Source organism: Pantoea sp. EKM101V, from assembly GCF_011800325.1.
GTDB lineage: Bacteria > Pseudomonadota > Gammaproteobacteria > Enterobacterales > Enterobacteriaceae > Pantoea > Pantoea anthophila.
Map to the genome: position 1 here is coordinate 212,807 of NZ_JAALFP010000006.1, position 20,877 is coordinate 233,683.

Genomic DNA, 20,877 nt, shown 5'->3' on the forward strand with positions numbered 1-20,877 from the left:
TACTCTTTTGATATTCATTACGGCACCCTATTTAGGCAGGCATTAAGGCCCTGATGATTGTGAGTAAGGAAGCATTCTGGACGTCTGAACAAACACAGATGTTTTCTCTGGTCATGTAAACAGGCGAGTTAGCATGTACCAGATTCACTATGCTATATTTTGCTCATGTCATAATTTCATTCAGGATGAATCAGATGAACGAATTTGAGCAAGAACTTTATAATAATGGTTTCTCTGCTAAAGACATAGGTAAGCTCAAAAGCATCATTAAAAAAGACGAGTCAAAAAAAGACACACTCCAAAGCCTTGTGATTGATTTAAGCAAGCGTTTCTGGGGTGGAGTTATAGCCCTTGTTATTTTGATACTTATTGGATTGGATGGCATTTTTAATGGAGATGCTTCAAATGCCATTCCATACATTGTTGTTCTGACGTTTGCATTCCTTGTGGTCTATTTTGTTACGCCTTTGAACCTGGCCTGGAAAGCTAACAAATTTATCAGAAGAACCAGAGGTTAGTATTGAGCGGCGCTATTTTGCATTTGATAAAGGTTGATACCTATCCCACTCCCTTTATAGACTGCTCCAGCGCCTTTTAAAGCCAGTGCAGGTTTACTCATCACCTGAACTTTGCGGTAATAGTCAGTAGGCAGATATTTGTATAGCCTCCAGGCTTCTGGCTTCAAAGTCAGCTTGAAAATGCCATAGTATGAAGTTGTCAAATCAACTACCTGATAGGCTAATAATCCGAGACGCTTATCAAAACCAAAGAAATCTGCAACATCCTCATATTTATCTCTTACTGGGTTGGATGGGTGAGCCACACCGCTAAGGCTCCCTAAGGTCTCAATCCCTGATCCCACTCCATTCATCACCAGAGTTGAACCCGCTACAACGCCTAAAACATTACCGGTTGTTACAGAACCTACAATCAGACCGACTCCAGCCACGATCTGTAAGCCGCTCAACACTACGCCGATGCCATTAATTACATATCCAATGACCTTTTCATGGTCATGGTAAAACTGCACCGAAGACGATATGACAGCTTCTCCGGTTCTGAGCATTCTGTCCTGAATCTTCAGATACTGGCTTTCCTGCTTAAGATTCTGAATACATTGCTGACATTCATTGTCCGAGGTCGATGTGCGAATTGCCTGGAGCTGCAGCCGGGCAAACTGACGCACTTCATCCTGAAATTTTACTCTTAGAAGAGCATCTCTAAGATGAAATTGCGAAAGGGTAGTTGCTATATTCACTAACTGATTGGCTTCCAGATTTGCCATCGTCAGGAGGTAATTTGACAGTCTTTTTGTGTCCCAATAGTTGTCCATAACAGTGCCTCTGAATAAAAGTGGATCTCACTGAATGTGCCTAATCAGTTCCTAAAATAACTGGAGTTGCAGGTGATCACAAATTGAAGTCCAGGTAATGAAAGCGATGTTGAGAATTATCCCCATCAGCGAGCTGGCTATCTCCCCCATCAGAGTTCTGAAAAGGCAAACGCTTTGAGAAAAACCTGTGCCAGGAAAATGCCACGCTACTTTCTGGTGCATAAATGCATCCAGCTTTCCTTCCCCCTGCCGCAGTGCCATGATACCCCTCAACATCACCGTTCATGGCTAGCCTGACACAGCGCATAAACAGGGAGCTCACCACCATGGAAAATAACCATCTGACAGACATCGCTGACGCCTTTCCTCAGTTAGCCATCGATCTGAAATACGCCACCGCCGACAACCTCACCGGGCAGCCAATCTACCGCGACGCGCGCTGTCTGCTGCACGTTGATGCGGCGAAAGCGCTGGCGAAAAGTATCGATATTGCAGAGGTCGCGGGCTATACGCTGCTCATTCTCGACGCATACCGGCCTCCTGAAGCGCAGGCGATCCTCTGGCAGGCGTGCCCGAATCCGGACTATGTTGTTCCCCTGGCACTCGGCTCTAATCACAGCCGGGGCACGGCGGTGGATGTGACGCTGATCGACGAGCGCGGCGAGATAATGGATATGGGCACCGGCTTTGATGAGATGAGCGAGCACTCCCATCCTTATCATCCTGCGGTAGCCGTGCAGGCGCAGCGCAACCGGCTGCTGCTCAATGCCATCATGCTGGGAGGTGGGTTTACCGGCATTGCAACTGAATGGTGGCATTTTGAACTGCCCGATGCCGGGCGCTATCCACTCATCGAAGGGGTATTCGGCTGCTATGCAGCAACGCGAATGGAAAATATCAGCCTGTCTTCATAAAGGACACAGATTTTATTAGCGGCGAAAAGTTTATGCAGTAATAAATTTAAAGGGATAGAGAGAACGGCCGGGGCAGGGCGCAGAAACAGGTACGTGAAATAAATACGCCGTGGCGGGAGCCACGGCGGCGATATTATGCAGACTGCCACTCACTTTCAACGTCAGCTTTGGCTTTAGAAAGGATGACTTTATTATCGTCAACCTCTTTCACCCAGCTGAAAGGAATAATGTGGTGTTTGCCGCCCGCTTCCGGATCGCTTTTCGCCAGCTTAATTTTGTCGTCACCTTCGAAATGGTCGACGATACCGACATGTTCACCGTTAACATCAACAACCTGGGCGTGATCTAAAATTTCTGATTTATCTACCATGGTGGCTTAATCCTTATATTTAATGAGTTCAGTTGCCGTCAGACAAAACAAGCCTGGCTGTTAAATGCCGTTTTAGCCAGGCGATTAACAAAATGAAATAGTTAAGCTGACTGGCCCTGATGGCGATGATGATCAGACCGATGACCTCGCTGCAGGCCAGCCTGCAGGCGTTTTACCTTACTGAAAGGAGTGACCATGAGAGCAGTCAGTTCAATAACGGCCGAAGGCGGCGTCTGGATTAATCAGCCGCCGGTGCACAGTCTGGATGGTGAAACATTGCAGTTTGAAACCGCGTTAAACAGCGATTTCTGGCAGCGCACCTGGTACGGCTTCGAACGGCACAGCGGCCATGCATTTGGCTTCTGGGTAGAACACGACTTTACCGTTCAGGTGCAGGTGAGGGCGGACTTCAGCCAGCTTTATGACCAGGCCGGTCTGTTTATTCAGGACAGTGAAACGCACTGGGTTAAAGCAGGCATTGAGTTTAACGATGACCAGCCTGCTATCGGCAGCGTGGTCACGCGCGAGTTTTCTGACTGGTCTACCGGTGTTTTCCCCGGTGATGCGCGTCAGTTCTGGATGCGCGCGACGCTGGAAAAGGCGGCATTGCGAATCCAGTACTCCACCGACGGCCTGACCTGGCCACTGTTGCGGCTCTGTCCCTGGCCCGGTCAGGCGCGGCGTTTTGTCGGCGTGATGGGCTGCTCGCCGGAGCGGCAGGGACTGGCGATCCGTTTTTCCGACTTCAGGCTGGGGCCTCCCCTCAGTAAAGAGCTGCACGACCTGTCATAACCGGGGCGGCACATTGCATATAGTCGCGGAATCGGCTTAATTGTCAGGTCAGAATTTGCGGTGACGCGTCGTCCATGCAGGACGACGCCTTTTCAGGGAAAGCTATGCGCTGTGCCACCTCGTTTACCACACTGCTGGTTATCAGCTGCTGCGCCGGATGGGCTCAGCAGGCCGCCGCCGATACCGTCTGGCTGAATAATGGCGACCGGCTCACCGGCACCATCCGTTACCTGAGTGATGGCAAGCTGGCGTTAGAGACGCATTATGCCGGCACGGTCACGCTGGACTGGAATGCGGTCAGCACCCTCGCCAGCGACAATCCGGTGAATGTTGAAAACAAAAAAACCGGTGAACATTATCAGGTGCGGCTCTCCTCCTCGGATCCTGGCTACGTCTGGGTGGAACGCGACGAGCAGGAGCAGCAGGTCTCCGTCAGGCGCATCAATGAGTTTATGAAAGCCAAAGTCCGCAGCGATCAGCTCGCCTGGACCGGCAACATCGACGCCGGTATGAAGGTCAAAAAGGCCTCTACCAAAACGGACGACTACAGTTTTGCGCTCAACACCAGGCTGAACCAGGGAAAATGGCGGCATGATATCGGCGCAACCTACAATCGCGAGCAGGAAAATGAGAGCGTCAACACCGACAACTACAGCCTGCGCTACGCCGTTGACTATCTGTTCCGGGAGCAGTTCTTCTGGCAGGCACGTGCCACCTATAAGCGCGACTGGGTGGAGAATCTGTCGCGCCAGGCACTGATTGGCACCGGTCCCGGCTATCAGCTGTGGGACACCGAACTCAGCAGCTTCTCGCTCTCCCTGCTGGGGGGGGCCTTTGAGTATGGTTACAGCGATGACCGGGAGGAGCGCCACTTTGGCGGCTCGCTGCGCTGGAACTATCAGCGCTATCTGCTGGGCAAATCGGTCACGCTCTACAGCAACGGTGATGTCGGTCATTCGCTGGATGACGACGGCGTATTCATGCTGGATGCGGAAGCTGGCCTGCGCTACAGCCTGACCTCCTGGTCGACCCTGCACGTTGGCTACCATCGTAATCTGGTCAGCGGCATTCCTGATACCCTGAACGAAGGGATCTTCTCCACCGGATTAGGCCTGAAGTGGTAACCCGCTGACGACACACTGTTGCAGCAAATCCTTACGGTTTTTATCCGGTTACGGGCGCGGGATTGGCTAAGCTGCTTCTATTGTCACAACGGGAACACAGAAGATGATCGTAAGCAGCAGGGTGTATCGTCCGGGAAGCGCGGGCGAAGAGATAGACGTTGAGGATATCAGCGACGTGATTAAAGAGCCGGAGGCGTTTATCTGGCTCGGCCTGTGGCAGCCAGACGCGGCGTTTATGGCAAAGATCAAAGAAGAGTTCGGACTCCACGAACTGGCCGTTGAAGATGCGCTGAATGCGCATCAGCGGCCCAAGATCGAACATTATGGCGAGTCGCTGTTTATCGTGGTGAAAACGGTGCGTGCGAAAGATGACAGCTGTGAACTGGGCGAAACCCATTTCTTTGTCGGAAAAAATTTCCTGATCAGCATCCGTCACGGTGCCTCGGAGAGCTACAGTCCGGTGCGCGAACGGGCGGCAGAAAATCCGGCGCTACTGAAACTGGGGCCGGGTTATCCGCTCTACTGCCTGCTCGATTTTATTGTCGACCGTTATGCCGAACTCTCCACCTCGCTGAACGAACGCGTCGGGCAGATGGAGAACGATCTCTTCACCAGCGAATTTGACCGCCGGTCGGTACAGGCGGTCTATACCGTGCGGCGGCAGCTGCTGAAGCTGCGCAATGCGGCACTGCCGCTGGAAGAGATCTGCAACCAGCTTATTCACCTGCATGAGGATCTGATCCCGCGCCCGCTGCGCGCCTATATCCGGGACGTGCAGGATCACGCCCGCCATGTGGTGACCGATGCGGAAGATATGCGCGAGATGCTCACCAGTGCCATGCAGGTCAATCTGGCGCTGGTGACGGTGCAGCAGAATGAGGTGGTGAAAAAGCTGGCGGGGTGGGGTGCCATCCTGGTGATCCCGACCGTGGTGTTCAGCATGTATGGCATGAACTTCGAACATATGCCGGAGCTGAAGTCGCATTATGGCTATCCGCTGGCTGTCGGGCTGACGTTGCTGGCCTGCGGCGGATTGTGGGCCAGGCTGCGTCGCTCCGGCTGGCTGTAGGGCAATCCAGAGGCGGACGAATTAATTCTCCGCCTCGCTTAATGCTTATTTTCGTTATTTAAGCGCAGCGCATCCGATAGGGCGATAATATCTTTTTTATCGCTGTTCACCGGATGGCAATTAATGTGGTTCTTCACGTGCTTTTATTCTTTCCCGGTCGATGCTGGCTGAACTTTTATTTCTTCACTACGATAAACTGACAAAACGAGAGGCGACTTACCGTCTGGCGAAATAAGCCTGACGCTGATGAGAGGCAATAAGATCAGGAGAGAGTCAGATGAAAGAACGGCTTGCGGCGGCGTGTCTCTCCTCATCCGTCACGCACTCCGGCGGATCTGAGGCTTCGGGACGATACCGCCATGAATGACAGCGACTGGGTGCTGGCAATTGCCCGGACGCAGTTTGCGCTGACTATGGGCATGCATATTACGCTGGCGGCGCTGACGCTGGGACTGGCCCCCTTTCTGGTGTGGTTTGAGGCGCGCTGGCTGTGGGGAAAACAGCAGGCTGCACGGGATGTGCTGCACTTCTGGCTGACGCTCTTTTCCCTGACGGTGGCGATAGGTGCCGCCTCCGGCGTCGTCATGGAGTTTCAGTTCGGCACGCACTGGGCGCGCTTTTCACAGCAGGCCGGCGGCGTGATTGGGCCGTTAATGTTCTATGAGGTGCTGGTCGCGTTTTTTCTCGAATCGGCCCTGACCGGAGTGATGCTGTTCGGCTTTAACAAAATCCGGCCCGGCGTGCATTTTGCTGTGACCTGTCTGGTGGCGTTCGGCGCGCTGCTCAGCGCCTTCTGGATTCTGGCCGCTAACTCATGGATGCAGACGCCGGTCGGCTTTACGCGGGATCCGAACGGGGTTTTTCTTGCGGACAGCTGGCGGTCACTTTTGCAGGCTCCCTCCTTTATGTGGCGCTTCAGCCATATGGTGGTCGGGTCGCTGATTGCCGTGGCGGTGATGATCGCGGGCGTGGCGGCGTGGCGACTCCGCCATTTCAGCGGGGAGGCGGCTTCGCGTCTGATGCTCAACAGCGCGCTGACGTTGCTGCTGTTTGCGGTGCCACTGCAGATCGTTCTCGGCGATCTGCACGGTGAAAACACCCGCGACTACCAGCCCGCTAAACTGGCTGCGATGGAAGGCAGCTGGCACCAGCCAGCCCCCGGCGAGGGGGAGCCTCTGCGGCTGTTTGCGCTGCCGGACCAGCAGGCGCAGCGTAACGTTCTGGAGGTCACTCTGCCCGCACTCGGATCGCTCTATCTGCGCCACAACCTCTCCGGCCACATTAAAAGCCTGAGCGAATTTCCTGCGGATGCCATCCCCCCGGTGCTCCCGGTCTTTTTCGCTTTTCGCCTGATGGTGGGGCTGGGGGTGATTATCCTGGCGACCACGCTGGCGGCGAATCTGCAGCGCTGGCGGGGAGGGCTGACCATGTCGGGGCGCTTTCTGCGCTGGCTGACATGGCTCTCACCGGCGGGCTTTATTGCCCTGTTGTCAGGCTGGGTCGTGACCGAAGTCGGGCGTCAGCCGTGGACGGTCTATGGCCTGTTACGCACCGCACAAAGCGTCTCGCCGCTGTCACTCAGCAGCACGCTGGGCATCTTCGTGGCGGTGCTGCTGATCTATGCGCTGACCTTCGCCCTCGGCTTACGCTATCTGCTGCGCCGGGTTAAAGGTGAGATGCCATCGGGAGAACCGGTGGTGATTGCGCTGAAAACGCCCCATTAGGAGAGTGACATGGCCGAACTCTCTGCGCTGATTATCTGTCTCTCTCTGCTGCTCTACCTGCTGCTGGATGGCACGGATCTGGGCGTGGGGATGCTTTTCTGCTGGTTTCACGATGATGAACAGCGTGAACTGATGACGCACAGCATTCTGCCGGTGTGGGATGCGAATGAAACCTGGCTGGTGCTGGCGGCGGGTGGGCTGCTGGCGCTGTTTCCGCCGGTCTATGCGCTGCTGTTCAGTCAGCTGAGTGTCCCGCTGTTTGCCATGCTGCTGGCGCTGCTGGTGCGGGCGATGGCACTGGAGTATCGCGCTCAGAGTTCTCCCCGCCTGCGTCGCTGGCTGGATCGCCTCATGGCGGGCAGCTCCGCGCTGGCGACCTTTATTCAGGGCTGGTGCGCCGGCATGATCATCAGCGCTCAGCCGCAGACCGGCCTGCCGGATGGGCTGAGTCTGGTGCCGCTGCTCAGCGGCGCAGGCCTGATAGCGATCAATTCGCTGATGGCCTGCTGCTGGATTGGCTGGCGCATTGGTGAGCGGGTACAGCCGCTGGCGGCGGCACTGAGCTGGCTGTGGTGGCTGCTGGCGCTGGTTATTTTTCTGGCCGACCTCTATCTCAATGCCGATCTCTGGCGGCAGAGCTGGCAGCGACCGCCGGGCAGGATCGCGGCAGGCGCGATAGTATTGCTCTGGATCGCCCTGCCGGTGGCCTTGTGGCGCGCCAGGCCGCTACTGCAACTCATTCTGACGCTGATGCTGATTAGCGCACTCTTTAGCGGCGTATTGTGTGGCCTCTATCCGTGGCTGGTGCCCTATCAGTTTACGCTCAGCGACAGCGCCGCTTCGCCGGTCACGCAGGGTTTTGTGCTGGTAGGAGCGGTGATTGCGATGCCGCTCACGCTGCTCTACCACAGCTGGTCGTTCTGGGTTGAGCGCCGCGCGAAATAATGCCCGTCCGCTATGCTTCAGGCAGCGTGCTGCAGAGGCGGGTACGCTTACCAGAGGGAATGAGAGTGAAGAGAGATCGCATTGTGAGTCGGGACTACCCGATAAAAGAAGATCTTCGCTGGGTACGGCGTGAATGGCTGATTCAGCGGGCAGGGGAGTATCTGTTAATTCTGCTGGTGATTCTGGGGGCGTGCGGCCTCTTTTCTAAAGGGGTGCTGAGCGAGGGTCATAGCCGCTCGCCAGACGGCACACTTCAGGTTGAATATGAACGGTTCGGCCGGACCGAAAGCAATATGGATATGCGGATTGGCTACAACGCACCCGCCGGCGATCGCTTCTCGATCACGATTGGCGGCGGCGCGCTGAATAATCTGCAGATCCAGACGCTGCAGCCGCAGCCGCTGGAAGCCGTGACGATCGGCAGCGATCTGCGGCTGACCTTTTCCAGCGGTGACACCGGGGCGGATCACGCAATCTGGCTCGGCCTGCAGCCACGCAATGCGGGCCTGATCCACGTCACGATTCAGGGCGATGATCACGCGCCGGCCCGATTTACCCAATGGATCTATCCCTGACAGAGGCACTTTATGGAAACGGTTTTACGCGCTGCAGCGATCTACCTGGTTCTGATGGTGGTGTTCAAAATTGCGGGCAGACGCACGCTGTTGCAGATGACCTCTTTCGATCTGATTCTGCTGCTGATTATCAGCGAAGCCACGCAGCAGGCGCTGCTGGGCGATGATTTCTCGGTGACGGGCGCGGCGCTGACGATTATCACACTGGTGACGATCGACATCGTACTGGGAAAACTGAAAAGCCGCTTTCCGGTGGTGGAGCAGGCGATCGATGGCGGTCCGGTGATTCTGGTGGAAAACGGCAACCTGCTGACCGAACGCATGAAGATGACCGGGATTGATCCTGACGATGTGCTGGAGGCGGCGCGTTCCGGACCGGGACTGGAACGGTTTGATCAGATTAAATATGCCGTGCTGGAGGTCAACGGACATATCTCGATTATCCCCCGCGCAGACAGCTGACCGCCCTTGACGGCAGGGTCGCCGGGCTGCGGATACCACGCCTGGCGGGCAGGGTGACGCCCGCTTCACTTGCTATTCAGCCAATCTGCGCCAGGCTAAGTAATCGAATCGTGTTTTATTTTCTGAGCTGGCCTGACACTCAATCAGCGTTATGCTTAACAAGTCAGGTATATAGTGAATGATTTTAACCGTTTTACCTTCTATCCGGTCACCGGCTGGCACATCGGCCCGTTAAGCGGGCACGCCGCGCTGGTGTTGCAGTTCAGCTATCTCGATCCTCAGGTTCCGCGCGAGCGATCTGCGCAGGAGTCGCTGTTTTTCGGCCTGACCATCGAGATGGCGAAAGAGCTGGTCAGCATCCTCACCACGCAGATCAACGACGCCGAAAAGAACGGCACTCAGCATTAACCCCGCGATGTGACATCCGCTATTGCGCTGTCGGATCGGCAGGGGCATAAACCTGTATGGCCCCTGCGATCAGGCGGAAATGGGCGGGCGTCTGTCCGATAATCTCGCCGTCTGCATTGATGTAGTGGGGGCGGCGCGTTTCGATGGTGAGCGCCGTCGTGCTGAAGGTGCGCACGTTGCGCCAGCGACCCTGCGTACCCCGTCGCAGAAAGGGCAGCAACGCAATCAGCTGCCAGCTGTGCCGGACCTCCAGACTGTAAACGTCCAGCAGCCCGTCGTCCGGTGCGGCGCGCGCTTCGACCGTCATCCCTCCGCCATAAAAACGGCCGTTGCCCACGGAAACCTGAACGGTCCGGATGGGCATGCGCTGCTCCTCATGGATCAGGGTGGCGCTGAACGGACGGCTCTGACGCAGCAGCCGCAACGCCGCCAGAGCATAACCGCCGACCCCCCAGCGTTTTTTTGATTCTGCAGTGAGATTGCGCGCCAGCTCGGCGGAAAAGCCGATGCTGGAGACGTTGAGGAACAGATGCTGATTCACCTCCCCCAGATCGACTGCGCGCAGCTGCCCGTCAGTGATAATCTGCACCGCCTGCTCCAGCGTGGCGGGGATGCCGAGCGTCCGGGCAAAGTCGTTGGCGGTGCCCAGCGGCAGGATCCCCAGCGGCAGGCCGGTCTGCATCACGCCCGGCGCGGCGGCGTTAAGCGTGCCGTCGCCCCCGCCAACGATCACCGCATCAATGCGATGGGCATAAGCCGCGATGAGTTCGTGGTAGCTGCGGCTCTCCTCCTCAGCCGGTTGCAGCAGGGTGATACCCGCCTGAGTCAGCAGCGTCCTGGCCCGGCTGGCCGCCGCGCGGCCTTTACGCGAACGCGGATTGATCAGCAGCAGGGCGGTTTTCAGAGGGTGAGACATATTTTTCCGTCATCCTGATGTCAAAATGGCTGGCACGAGGCGGAAAGTACAGCATCGGTATGCGCGGTGAACAACCCTGCTTGCGCTACTTTACGTAACCACCGGCGTGCCATAAATGGCGATAAAAATCGTCTACACTACCAGGGTCGGTTCCATATCGAGGAGTGACAATGACAGAAGATGAATTCAGAAAACGATTAGCCGGAGAGGGGTTTGACGAGCCACTGCTGGTGGAACGTGCGCCCGCCACCGAGCTCGACAATCATGTCCATCCCTTCGAAGCACTGGCCCTGATCCTCAGTGGTGATATCACCATCAGTACAGAACAGGGCGAGACCACTTACCATCCGGGAGAGACGTTTCACCTGCAGCCGAATGAGCTGCATCGTGAGGCGTTCGGGCCGCAGGGCGTCCGCTATCTGGCGGGACGGAAATATGAGTGACGGGCGGGCAGTATGACGGTTTCTGACGATCTCTTTGCCCGCCTGGCGCGCTCGCCATTCCGCCAGCGCTTTCGACTGGGGCGCGCGGAGTATGATTATGCGCTGAGTAAAGGCGAGCCGGTGTTGCGTGAGCATGCCGCAGAGTTTGTTGCACAGCGGCTGGCGCCCGCCCGGCCTGCGCGTGATGGCAAACAGACGCCGATGCGCGGTCATCCGGTGTTTATCGCCCAGCACGCCACCGCGACCTGCTGTCGCGGCTGTCTGAGCAAATGGCACAATATTACTCAGCAGCAGCCCCTGAGCGCAGAGCAGCAGGCCTATGTGGTGTCAGTGCTGTTGCAGTGGATCAGCGATCAGATGCAGCGTCCCGCACCGCCCGCGCGGGTGGACAGAAAGACGACGAAGCCAGATGACGATCCGCAGCTCGCGCTCTGGTAACGGACGATCAGGCTGCCCCGAAGGGAATTTTCTGGTGAAAACTGGCCCTTTTTCATTCCTGGTTTATTCTTAAATCTTTCCTGGAATCGCTATGCCAGGATTAAAACCTACACGGCAACAATGAATACAGAGGGAATTATGAAGAAATCAATTATTGCACTGTCTGCTATTTTGCTGGCCTCGCCGGTATTTGCTGCTACTACTACCGATAACACCGTTGCGGAAGCGCACAAAGGCGCGGATACCGCTAAAGAAAAACTGCATCATGCGCAGAATCAGGGCGAAGAGCTGAAGCTGAAATCTGAGCACGCGGCGGAAGGCAAGAGCCATACCACCGGCAGCAAAATCAGCGAAGGCACCCAGAAGGGCTGGCATAAAACGAAAGAAGGTGCCGAGAAAGGCTGGGATAAAACCAAGCAGGGCGCTGAAGATCTGAAAAACAAAGCGACCAACTGATTCGCTACCATTTCAGATAAAAAAAGAACCCACCAAAAGGTGGGTTTTTTTATGGCTGCAATGCCAGGGCAGATTGCTTTGATATTGAGCCTGCCCCGGGAGCAGGGGCAGATCGGAAAGTCGCTTATGCCATCCATGGCCGCTCGGCCCGCACCGTCCCTGGCGCGGGACGCTCTCCTCTTCTGACCCTGTTCCCGACGCGTTGCGCGTTTTCATTGCTGCCTGATTAACCGGGTCTTAAATTTTGTAGCCTCTGAAAACCCACCGAAAGGTGGGTTTTTTTATTTCCAGAGAAAATCAGGCTTTGCTGGCGGCGGCTTTTTCTTTCTCCGCTGCCGCTAAGGCTGAGACTTTCATCTCCGCGTCAGCCGCTGCTTCGGCTGCAACGGCGGCGGCTTCTGCCGCGGCCTCGGCGGCGGTCTCAGACTGTTTCTTGCCCTCTTCGATCACCTCTTCGTCGATGACTTCGATGTTCTCGCGATTATCGCGCCCGGAGAGCAGGTTCCAGCAGGCGATGAACAGCGCCGCAATCACCGGACCGATGACAAAACCGTTGATGCCATAAATCTCCATCCCGCCCAGCGTGGCGATCAGGATCAGGTAGTCAGGCATTTTGGTGTCTTTACCGACCAGCAGCGGACGCAGGATGTTATCCACCAGCCCCACAATCACCACGAAGAAACCGACCAGGAAGAGGCCTTTCCACACGGCACCGGTGGCGAAGAAGAAGACCGCTGCAGGCACCCAGATAATGGCGGAGCCGACGGCCGGGATCAGGGAGAGGAACGCCATCAGCGCCCCCCACAGCAGGCTGCCGTCAATGCCGGTGAACCAGAAGGCCAGCCCGCCGAGAATACCCTGCACGATGCCGACCACAACCGTGCCTTTGACCGTCGCACGCGCCACCGCGGCAAACTTCACCAGCAGGTGATGCTTGACGTAGGTCGAAAGCGGCAGCGCTTCCAGGATCAGATGCACCAGATAGGAGCCATCTTTCAGCAGGAAGAACAGCAGATAGAGCATCACGCCAAAACCGACGGTAAAGCTGAAGGTGCCCCTGCCGATGATGAATGCGCTGCCTGCCAGATACTGGCCGCCCTTGAGGGCAAACGAGGAGAGCTTCTGCTGAATCTCTCCGGCGGTATCGAGATTATTTTCAGCCAGATAATGTTTTGCCCAGCGCGGCAGATGCTGCAGCAGGTCGGCAAAAACCGCCGGGAACTGCGCCGAGTTGGTCTGCAGCTTGTGATAGACCGCATTGGTTTCGACCACCAGCGATGAGGCGATAATGGCCAGCGGCGTAAACACAATCAGACAGATGCAGAGCAGGGTGAGCAGTGCGGCCAGGCCATTGCGTTCCCCCAGCCGGCCCCGCAGATAACTTTTCAGCGGATGGAAAATGACCGCCAGAATTGCCGCCCATAAAATCGGCGAGAAATAGGGCGAAAGCACCTCAAAAAAGGCGAACGTGGCGATCGCCAGAATCAAAATGAAAAATCCGATGTTCAATCCTTTAAAACGCATGGAAAAACCTCATCTGGAACATACTCTGATAAACCCGAAGCACGAATTTTCCGTGTCTGGCTTCGCTTGCACTGACCGCTCATCACTGAATATCGATCAGGCTTTACTCTTTAAACGCTGCCGGTGGCAGCTTCATGCAGGCTAACGCGTTGAAATTCAGGGCAGAAGCGGGGAACGGCGGATGTGCGTTCACGGCGTCGCGCCCGGACAGTCACGCACGGCAACTGACCATCACGCGCGGGATCCTACCTTAGCGTAGCGGTTTCAACCATTATTGGTAGGTCAGTCACTCATGATCGCGGCGGAATCTGCCGATAACCCGTTTAATGAGGTGAAGATCGGGCGATGAAAAATGCATAACAGGATAATTCTGGCGGCGCTGCTGGCGCTGTCGCTGACAGGCTGTGCCACCAAGCACTATCCGCAGGCCACGGCGGTGACGCCGGAAGAGACGGCGATGCTCAGTTGTGGCGCGCTGGATCAGGAGCTGGTGAAAGCGCACGGCGTACAGAGCGATATTGAACAGACCGGTCGGTTTGACGCCCTGACCGTGCTGGGCTTCGTCGGCGATTTTGGTCTGGGTAATGGCATTGCAAAATACAATGCCAGCCAGAAGGTGGCGCGGCGCGTCAGCCAGTTGCAATCGCTGAAAGCCGCGAAGTGCAGCCAGCCTCTTGCGTAGCTGGCTGCGTCGGGTCAGCCGCGTGTCCGCTCGCTGACATGCTGCAGCCGGACATTTTCGGCGGCGCGCTTACCGGCGAGGAAAGCGTGGTCGGAATTGTAATATTCCCACTCACTGTAGCGGCCTGACAGATGAATATCCTGCGTCAGCAGCCACTGCCTTATCAGCGCCACGTTCGCACTGCGCGCATGGTCATAGATGACGTAGGCGTAGGGCATATCGACCTCTGAGGCGCAGAGCAGCGGATCGCTCTCGCTGATCATCCCGACCCGGATGCAATCCTGACGGCAGCGTTCAATCAGCGCATCGCCCGCCAGCGGCAGCGGATGGGCGGCGTTGTAGGTGATTTCACAGGTTAAGCCGAACCCGCCGGGGGGATTGCAGTGCGGGCTGGCATTGCCCTGCACAAAGATGCGGTGAAACAGCGTGTCGCCCGGATAGTAAATCCAGTGTTTTTCGGTCAGGTCAGCCCGGCCGATGCCCAGGTTCACGCAGCGCACCGAGACAAACTGCAGCTGCTGTGCCGCCCGCTGTACATTCTCCGGCGCCTCATCGCCCATCAGTTTAATCAGTTCCGGCAGCGGCATGGTGCTGATCAACTGCTCATAGCGGTAGTGGCGTCCATCCGCCAGCAGCGCGACATGCGCCTGCGGATAAATCCGGCTCAGGGTGGCATCCGTTTCCAGTTTGCACTTCAGGTGCGGCAGAAAGCCGGACATCAGCGCCTGGAAGCCACCGCGCAGCGGATAGCCGAAGCGGGCGTTAGGCCCCACCGGTTTTGCCAGCGGCTGCAGTGCGCCATCGATAATCTGCGCCAGGTCGGGCAGCGGCACGCGTCCGCCCAGCCACGAGGTCTCCATCTCAGTCAGCGGCACTTTCCACAGTTTCTGGTTATAGGGCAGGGCAAAGTGGCGTGCGATCCCTTTCCCCCAGGTGCGCAGGATAAAGTGCTGAAAATCCTCTTCGCCTTCCACTTCACCGGCCAGGCTGCCCTCATCCGCTATCGCGCCATCGGCACAGCAGTCCCGTCGCGCCCGCGCCCGATCCAGCGGCACCGCGGGCGCGGCCGTTTCGCCATAGCGCGCCTCAATGGCGCCCAGCACGCACTCTTTTACGACCTCAACCGGCAGACCGTGCAGTGCCGACTGGAAGGGATAGCGGGTATAGATGCCGTCATTCCAGACCCAGGCCTCACGCGCCTGCCAGTGCAGATTGTCGCCGAGCAGCATCTCGTAGAGCTGCAGGACATAGGGGTCCTGCGAAAACATAATGTGACCGGCATAGTCGAAGGTAAAACCCCGATCGTCGATGGAGCGGCACCAGCCGCCCGGCGTGGCATTTTTCTCCAGCAGCACCGCGCCTTCACCATAGTGATAACCGGCGCTCAGTCCGGTTGGCCCGGCACCGACAATCAGGCAGGGCACCGCTTCGCTCTCCAGCATCGCCGGGGTTAACGGCGTCACGTTCGCCTGGGCACTGGCTGGCGTGACCGGTTCACCGGCAGGCTGCGGATGCGTCAGAGCCTGCTGGATCAGGGCCTGTATCTGTTCTGCCGTGCGATCCCAGGAGGTCGCGTCCACTCTTACCTGCATGCGGCCCGCCAGCGCCAGTCGCTCAGCCGCACTGAAGGTCATCGCCTCTTCACAGGCGGCAATAAAGGCGGCAGGGGTCTCTGCCACCGCCACTTCTTCAGCGTAATGCCGCGCCACGTCCACGATGGCAGTACTGACAATCGGCAGCTGTGCCGCCATATACTCCAGCACTTTGGTGGGCGAGATGAAACGCGTCGAGGCGTTAATGGCAAAAGGCATCAGGCAGACATCCCAGCCCGCCAGGAACTGCGGCAGCGCCTGGTAGGGCTGCTGGCCGAGCCAGTGAATATTGTCGCGCTGCGGCAGGCTGGTGGGATCGATTTTCACCACCGGCCCGACCATGATGATCTGCCACTCCGGATGGCTGTCCGCCAGCGCGGCAATCAGCGGCAGATCGATACGTTCATCCAGTACGCCGTAATAGCCAAGCCGCTTTGCCGGGATCGTATCCTGAAGCGGATGATGGTTACTGCGATCGCGCGCCTGCTCAAAGTGGACGGCATCCACGCTGCTGGGGAAGCAGTAAACCTGATGATGTTTATCGCGCTTTGCTTCATAGAGGCTGGAGCCGCCGGTGAACACCAGATCGGCGCGGGTCATCAGCGCCGATTCGCGCTGTTGCAGCTGGCGCGGGGCGTTGTGGAAGGCGGAGAGCTCATCCATGCAGTCGTAGATCACCAGCCGGGGTTTGAAGGGGGTGAGCAGCGGCAGGGCCATGGGGGTATAGAACCAGATCAGCGGCTCCTCATCCTCCTCCAGCAGCGGGGCGAGCAGCAGCAGCAGTGGGGCAATCTGGCTGTCGTGAAAACCGGGCGCGTCGTGGTGGGTATGCGGCTGGATCACGGTGATATTTGCTGCGGGCGAACTCTGATGCAGGCCAGGTGGTCCCGCCTGCCAGACCGGCTCCTCGACGAACAGCACGCGATAGTGCTGTGCCAGACGGGTCAGAAGCTGCTGCGGGCGCTGGAAAACAAAGCCCCAGCGTAAATGACTGAAAACGATAAGAGCGGGTTTGTTCATGACAGACTCCTGACAGGGGGATGAGGAAGGGACGATGTGCTGCAAAAAGCGCTGCGCCTGGCGCAGGGCGTCGGCATAAGGCTGCTGTAACTGGCGGGCGTAAGGATCGGGCCCTGACAGGTCCAAATCCCATAACCCGCTGCGGGTCCAGAAGGTGGTCTCCTCCCAGAGGGGACGATCAATAATCGGATAAAGGCAGATGCCGAGCATCTCAACGCCCGCCAGCTGCGCCTGCGCCACCTGGGCGGCGATCTCGCCGATCCAGGCGCCGCGTCCGCTGCCGACATGGCTGGTTTCTGCCAGCAGCAGCGGCCGCTGATAACGCTGCCAGACCTGCTGCAGCATCTGATGCAGCGGCAGGCGGCGGCTGTCGCCCAGATGCCACCAGAGTCGCTGGTTCGAACCCTGCTCCCACTGGTTGTCGTGGTAATAGTTGACGCCCACCAGATCGAGATAGCGGGGTGCGCCGCCCAGTTCCGGATCACGTCTGCCGCTCAGCATGTCCCACGCCTGGTACTGGGTGTCACACAGGACGCGTGCCAGCCCGTCGCTGTCGGGATCGGCGGGATCGGGCACGATATGGATCAGCGGATCGCAGTGCAGCAGGCGGGCACGCGGATCCGCCTGCCAGATCGCATCACAGGCCGCCAGCGTAGCCCGTACCAGCTGACGCTTGGCGGCATCCGCCCGATCGGGTTCAGGGATCGCCTCACAGGGGAAAACCCCGACGGAGATGCCCCAGCTGAGGAAAGAGATCTCATTCATCGGTGAATAGACCGGCGCAGACGAATACCAGGGGGCGAGAAAGCGGGCCAGAGCGCCGCAGAAGGCGGCAAACCGGCTGACAAAGTCATCACTGAACAGCGTGACGTCAGCGGGCCAGCCATAGTGACAGAGTGTCCAGCTGAGCTGAATACCCTGCTCACGTGCGGCCACCATCCGCGCTGCGACGGTCGAGAAGTCATAGCGTCCATTGCGTTCACACAGCCGCCAGCCCACGCTTTCGCGCACCGTGCGAAGGGAAAAGGGGGTCAGGGCGGCATAATCCGCCGCTGCACGGCTCTGATGCTGATTCAGATCGTTCATCGACAGCGCAAGACCGGCAGGATTGATATGATCGGCCCCTTCATAACCCGCCTGCCAGAAACTGGAAAAAGGCGTCATGGCATCTCCCGAAAAAAAGCAACACGCTTCCCGCTGACGCGCCGTCGTGAAACGGGTCAGGGCGTTATGGGTATGCAAAGCAGACTGGCCGGTCGGGCCACTCTTAACGAACGGGCGATCCCTGCCATAAGCCACAGACGCTGAATGGCAGGCATCAGCACCTGTTGCAAAATGGACGAGTGAGATAGCAGGTTTCACAGACAGCGCTATCGGCAGGAAAAAGAGTGGCTTCTCTGAATGTTAAGTGATGAGGTGGAAGCCTTACTGGAAAGTATAGGCTGGGTAATGTTCTTGGCAAATTATTGAAGTAAAAAGAAAAAACGCAGCGGCAAAAAGCAGCCAGACAGAAACAGGAAATTTTTGCTTCCGTTTCAGTCGCCAGCAAAATAAGCGCAGCGTGAGGCGAGGCTGTCCCTTTTTCAGCTTTGTTAACCTTTTCCGCAGCCTGCAGAACGGTCAGACTCGCCCGCTTCAGGCTTACAGCTTCGCTTGCCTTTTGGCGAACAGGCGACAAGCTTGACGTATCGCTGGCCTGGATCTGCGGGCCAATCAATCGGCGGCGGCGAAGAGACGCCCCCTTTAAAACAGGATGTTTAGCAGACTATGTTCTCATTCGACTGGCACCGTTTTTTGCTCAACGATCAGCCCGCCACCTTTTTGTTTGAGGTGGTGGCACGTGTCCTGATCGCTTATCTGGTGGTATTTACCTTTCTCAAAGTCTCCGGGCGGCGCGGCGTGCGTCAGCTGTCTCTGTTTGAACTGGTGGTGATCCTGACGCTGGGTTCCGCCTCGGGTGACGTGACGTTTTATGATGATGTGCCGGTGCTGCCGGTCATTATGGTGTTTGTGGTTCTGCTGTCGCTCTACCGTCTGACCACCTGGCTGACGGCGCTCAGTCCGCGCTTTTCACGGCTGATTCAGGGGGATGTGATTACCCTGATTAAAGACGGGCTATATGTGCTGGAAAGTCTGGATCGGCTGAATATTTCCGAAGATGAGTTCTATATGGAGTTGCGGCAGAGCGGCGTGGAACATCTGGGGCAGATCCGCCTGGCGCTGGTGGAGGTCGATGGCCAGCTCAGCCTCTATTTCTATGACGACGATGCGATGCGCGCCGGGTTAAGCGTGCTGCCTCCCGCGCACCGGCAGGATTACAGCACGGTCCCGACGAGCGGGCTTTATGCCTGCACCCATTGCGGCCAGACCCGGACCATTGAGGCAGAGCAGCAGGCAGTCTGTCCGCGCTGCCAGCGCCAGCGCTGGTGTGTGGCGCTGTCCGTGCGCCGGTTGCACTGATGGCCTCAGCCTGGAAAGCTGAACCGCAGCTCAACGCGTTGCAGCTTGTTCCCGGTTGCCACATAACTTTGCCTGTTACTGACAGAAAATGAAAACGCTTCGGGCAGCATAGCGTCACCGTTATCAAAGAGGTGTGCGTATGAAAGTGAGGCTGGCCAGTGGGTTACTTTTTTTACTGTTATCGTTTGGCGCGTTTTCACAACAGGTGATTAGCGAAAGTCACCCCCATTCACGCAGCGCGCGACTGCTGGAACAGGGAAGCCAGGTGGATACGGCGGATACGCCGGATGAACATCTGCTGGAGGGACGGGAGGGGCGGAGTACTCTGCAACGCAGGCCGTTTTGAGATAACGCCCCGGCAGAGCACGCTGCCGGGGCACCAGAGAGCTGAATTTAACGCGTCAGACCCGCAGGTTACAGGGTGGCCTGCGTGGGTGACAGGCCAGGCACCAGAATCACCTTGCGGCACTCCTCTTCCCGTTTGTTGAAAATATCGTAGCCGCGGGCCGCATCCTCCAGCGGCAGATGATGGGTCACAATCTCTTCCGGTGTCAGGTGGCCCTGTTCAATCAGCTTAAGCAGGTCAGGCAGATAGGCGTGAACGTGGGTCTGCCCCATCTTAAAGGTCAGCCCTTTGTCGAAGGCGTCACCAAACAGGAAGCCGTGAATAAAACCGGCGTAAACGCCCGGCACGCTGACGATACCGCCACGCCGCACCGCCGCAATACACTGGCGCAACGCTTTACCGCTGCTGCCCTCCAGTTTGAGGTTGCTGAGCACGGTTTCCGTCAGGCTGCCTTTCGCCTCAAAGCCCACGGCATCAATCACCGCATCCACCCCGCGATTGCCAGCGCTCTGTTCGATGATCCAGCCTGCCGGGTCATCAATTTCATCGAAGTTAATCGGGATAACGCCATAGCGTTCACGGGCAAAGTTTAAGCGGTAGCTGTTATGGTCGATCATGTAGATCTGATCGGCCCCCTGCTGACGGGCGCAGGCGGCGCTGAGCAGCCCCACCGGCCCGGCACCGAAAATGGCCAGGCTGGAACCGGGTCTGACCTCGGCATTTTTCACCGCCTGCCAGGCGGTCGGCAGGATATCGGAGAGGAAAAGCACTTTCTCATCCGACAGCACCGGCGGCACTTTAAACGGGCCGGTGTTGGCTTTAGGCACCCGGACATACTCAGCCTGTCCGCCGGGCACGCCACCGTAAAGTTTGCTGAAGCCAAACAGCGCGGCCGGCGGAGTAATATTTTTGCGGTTCAGGATGGCACCCCGGCCGCTGTTGGTGTTCTCACAGGCGGCATACTGATTAAGCAGGCAGAAAAAGCAGTCGCCACAGGCGATAACGAACGGGATGACCACCCGATCGCCTTTGGCGACGGCCGTGACCGCACTGCCTGTCTCAACCACTTCGCCCATAAACTCATGGCCAAAGATATCACCGTGGCCGGTGCCGGGAATTTTGCCGCGATAGAGGTGGAGGTCTGACCCACAAATGGCCGTGGCGGTCACACGCAGAATGATGTCATCTGCGGCCTCCAGGCCGGGATCGGGGACGTTATCCACGCTGACTTTATGCGGGCCGTGGTAGGTTAATGCTTTCATCTGTTCATCTCCTGGTGACAAG

At 57.4% G+C, this 20,877-nt stretch carries 22 protein-coding genes; 16 read left to right on the plus strand and 6 right to left on the minus strand.

Translation table 11 applies throughout. The features are described from left to right. Nucleotides 1-194: 194 nt before the first annotated feature. Nucleotides 195-518 carry a hypothetical protein gene (locus HFD92_RS12060; protein ID WP_167429000.1) on the plus strand — a complete coding sequence of 108 codons (324 nt, stop codon included), beginning with the start codon at nt 195-197 and terminating at the stop codon, nt 516-518. Here HFD92_RS12060 and HFD92_RS12065 read toward each other — a convergent pair. Continuing rightward, the gene (locus tag HFD92_RS12065) at nt 515-1,333 is read right to left on the minus strand and encodes a DUF4225 domain-containing protein (RefSeq protein WP_167429001.1); all 819 of its coding nucleotides are present in this window, start codon (nt 1,331-1,333) and stop codon (nt 515-517) included. The two genes, HFD92_RS12060 and HFD92_RS12065, sit on opposite strands and share 4 nt — an antisense overlap. Nucleotides 1,334-1,659: 326 nt before the next feature. Here HFD92_RS12065 and ddpX point away from each other — a divergent pair, with 326 nt between their 5' ends. After that, a complete protein-coding gene (gene ddpX / locus HFD92_RS12070; RefSeq protein WP_140924621.1) occupies nt 1,660-2,247 on the plus strand; it encodes a D-alanyl-D-alanine dipeptidase in 588 nt (195 codons plus the stop codon). 133 nt (nt 2,248-2,380) lie between these two features. On the opposite strand, the gene HFD92_RS12075 is transcribed toward ddpX, so the two are convergent. Continuing rightward, complete coding sequence (locus tag HFD92_RS12075; protein WP_003854080.1) at nt 2,381-2,617, minus strand: DUF2171 domain-containing protein; 237 nt, start codon at nt 2,615-2,617, stop codon at nt 2,381-2,383. A 195-nt stretch (nt 2,618-2,812) separates the two neighbouring features. Between HFD92_RS12075 and HFD92_RS12080 the strand changes: the two genes are divergently transcribed. From HFD92_RS12080 to HFD92_RS12115, 8 genes are all read left to right on the plus strand, one after another. Further along, nucleotides 2,813-3,409: a DUF1349 domain-containing protein gene (locus HFD92_RS12080; protein ID WP_111207359.1), complete on the plus strand. Its 597-nt coding sequence runs from the start codon at nt 2,813-2,815 to the stop codon at nt 3,407-3,409. 104 nt (nt 3,410-3,513) lie between these two features. Next, nucleotides 3,514-4,533 carry a DUF481 domain-containing protein gene (locus HFD92_RS12085; RefSeq protein ID WP_167429002.1) on the plus strand — a complete coding sequence of 340 codons (1,020 nt, stop codon included), beginning with the start codon at nt 3,514-3,516 and terminating at the stop codon, nt 4,531-4,533. Nucleotides 4,534-4,636: 103 nt separating this feature from the next. Further along, on the plus strand, nt 4,637-5,602 hold the full coding sequence (locus HFD92_RS12090) for a magnesium and cobalt transport protein CorA (protein ID WP_058956335.1): 966 nt from the start codon (nt 4,637-4,639) through the stop codon (nt 5,600-5,602). Nucleotides 5,603-5,961: 359 nt separating this feature from the next. Continuing rightward, nucleotides 5,962-7,326, plus strand: coding sequence for a cytochrome ubiquinol oxidase subunit I (locus HFD92_RS12095; RefSeq protein WP_167429003.1), 1,365 nt, complete (start codon nt 5,962-5,964; stop codon nt 7,324-7,326). Between the two features lie 9 nt (nt 7,327-7,335). Then, nucleotides 7,336-8,271, plus strand: a complete 936-nt coding sequence (locus HFD92_RS12100; protein WP_167429004.1) for a cytochrome d ubiquinol oxidase subunit II — start codon at nt 7,336-7,338, stop codon at nt 8,269-8,271. Between the two features lie 59 nt (nt 8,272-8,330). Further along, a complete protein-coding gene (locus tag HFD92_RS12105; protein WP_167429005.1) occupies nt 8,331-8,846 on the plus strand; it encodes a hypothetical protein in 516 nt (171 codons plus the stop codon). A gap of 12 nt (nt 8,847-8,858) precedes the next feature. Further along, entirely contained in the window at nt 8,859-9,308 is a 450-nt protein-coding gene (locus tag HFD92_RS12110) for a DUF421 domain-containing protein (protein ID WP_167429006.1), read from the plus strand. 174 nt (nt 9,309-9,482) lie between these two features. Further along, entirely contained in the window at nt 9,483-9,716 is a 234-nt protein-coding gene (locus HFD92_RS12115; protein ID WP_167429007.1) for a hypothetical protein, read from the plus strand. Nucleotides 9,717-9,735: 19 nt separating this feature from the next. On the opposite strand, the gene HFD92_RS12120 is transcribed toward HFD92_RS12115, so the two are convergent. Continuing rightward, on the minus strand, nt 9,736-10,632 hold the full coding sequence (locus HFD92_RS12120) for a lipid kinase (protein WP_167429008.1): 897 nt from the start codon (nt 10,630-10,632) through the stop codon (nt 9,736-9,738). 170 nt (nt 10,633-10,802) lie between these two features. Between HFD92_RS12120 and HFD92_RS12125 the strand changes: the two genes are divergently transcribed. The 3 genes from HFD92_RS12125 to HFD92_RS12135 all read left to right on the plus strand — a co-directional run bounded on the left by HFD92_RS12125 (nt 10,803) and on the right by HFD92_RS12135 (nt 11,969). Further along, nucleotides 10,803-11,075 (plus strand): cupin domain-containing protein, encoded by a 273-nt coding sequence (locus HFD92_RS12125; RefSeq protein WP_009091548.1) that lies wholly within the window; start codon nt 10,803-10,805, stop codon nt 11,073-11,075. Nucleotides 11,076-11,087: 12 nt separating this feature from the next. Then, a complete protein-coding gene (locus tag HFD92_RS12130; protein WP_167429009.1) occupies nt 11,088-11,513 on the plus strand; it encodes a DUF4186 domain-containing protein in 426 nt (141 codons plus the stop codon). 138 nt (nt 11,514-11,651) lie between these two features. Further along, nucleotides 11,652-11,969 carry a hypothetical protein gene (locus HFD92_RS12135; RefSeq protein WP_033736382.1) on the plus strand — a complete coding sequence of 106 codons (318 nt, stop codon included), beginning with the start codon at nt 11,652-11,654 and terminating at the stop codon, nt 11,967-11,969. A 297-nt stretch (nt 11,970-12,266) separates the two neighbouring features. Here HFD92_RS12135 and HFD92_RS12140 read toward each other — a convergent pair whose 3' ends face one another. Then, nucleotides 12,267-13,493, minus strand: a complete 1,227-nt coding sequence (locus HFD92_RS12140) for an AI-2E family transporter (protein WP_009091545.1) — start codon at nt 13,491-13,493, stop codon at nt 12,267-12,269. 352 nt (nt 13,494-13,845) lie between these two features. Here HFD92_RS12140 and HFD92_RS12145 point away from each other — a divergent pair, with 352 nt between their 5' ends. Beyond that, the gene (locus tag HFD92_RS12145) at nt 13,846-14,175 is read left to right on the plus strand and encodes a hypothetical protein (RefSeq protein WP_009091543.1); all 330 of its coding nucleotides are present in this window, start codon (nt 13,846-13,848) and stop codon (nt 14,173-14,175) included. Between the two features lie 14 nt (nt 14,176-14,189). On the opposite strand, the gene HFD92_RS12150 is transcribed toward HFD92_RS12145, so the two are convergent. Continuing rightward, nucleotides 14,190-17,951, minus strand: coding sequence for an NAD(P)-binding protein (locus HFD92_RS12150; RefSeq protein WP_167429010.1), 3,762 nt, complete (start codon nt 17,949-17,951; stop codon nt 14,190-14,192). A gap of 603 nt (nt 17,952-18,554) precedes the next feature. Between HFD92_RS12150 and HFD92_RS12155 the strand changes: the two genes are divergently transcribed. Together HFD92_RS12155 and HFD92_RS12160 are read left to right on the plus strand one after the other, a co-directional pair. Then, entirely contained in the window at nt 18,555-19,247 is a 693-nt protein-coding gene (locus tag HFD92_RS12155) for a DUF421 domain-containing protein (protein WP_167429011.1), read from the plus strand. Between the two features lie 139 nt (nt 19,248-19,386). Further along, nucleotides 19,387-19,593 (plus strand): hypothetical protein, encoded by a 207-nt coding sequence (locus tag HFD92_RS12160; RefSeq protein WP_009091537.1) that lies wholly within the window; start codon nt 19,387-19,389, stop codon nt 19,591-19,593. A 68-nt stretch (nt 19,594-19,661) separates the two neighbouring features. Here the strand turns inward: HFD92_RS12160 and HFD92_RS12165 are convergent, their stop codons facing one another. Continuing rightward, nucleotides 19,662-20,855 carry a zinc-dependent alcohol dehydrogenase gene (locus HFD92_RS12165; protein WP_167429012.1) on the minus strand — a complete coding sequence of 398 codons (1,194 nt, stop codon included), beginning with the start codon at nt 20,853-20,855 and terminating at the stop codon, nt 19,662-19,664. Between the last annotated feature and the right edge of the window lie 22 nt (nt 20,856-20,877).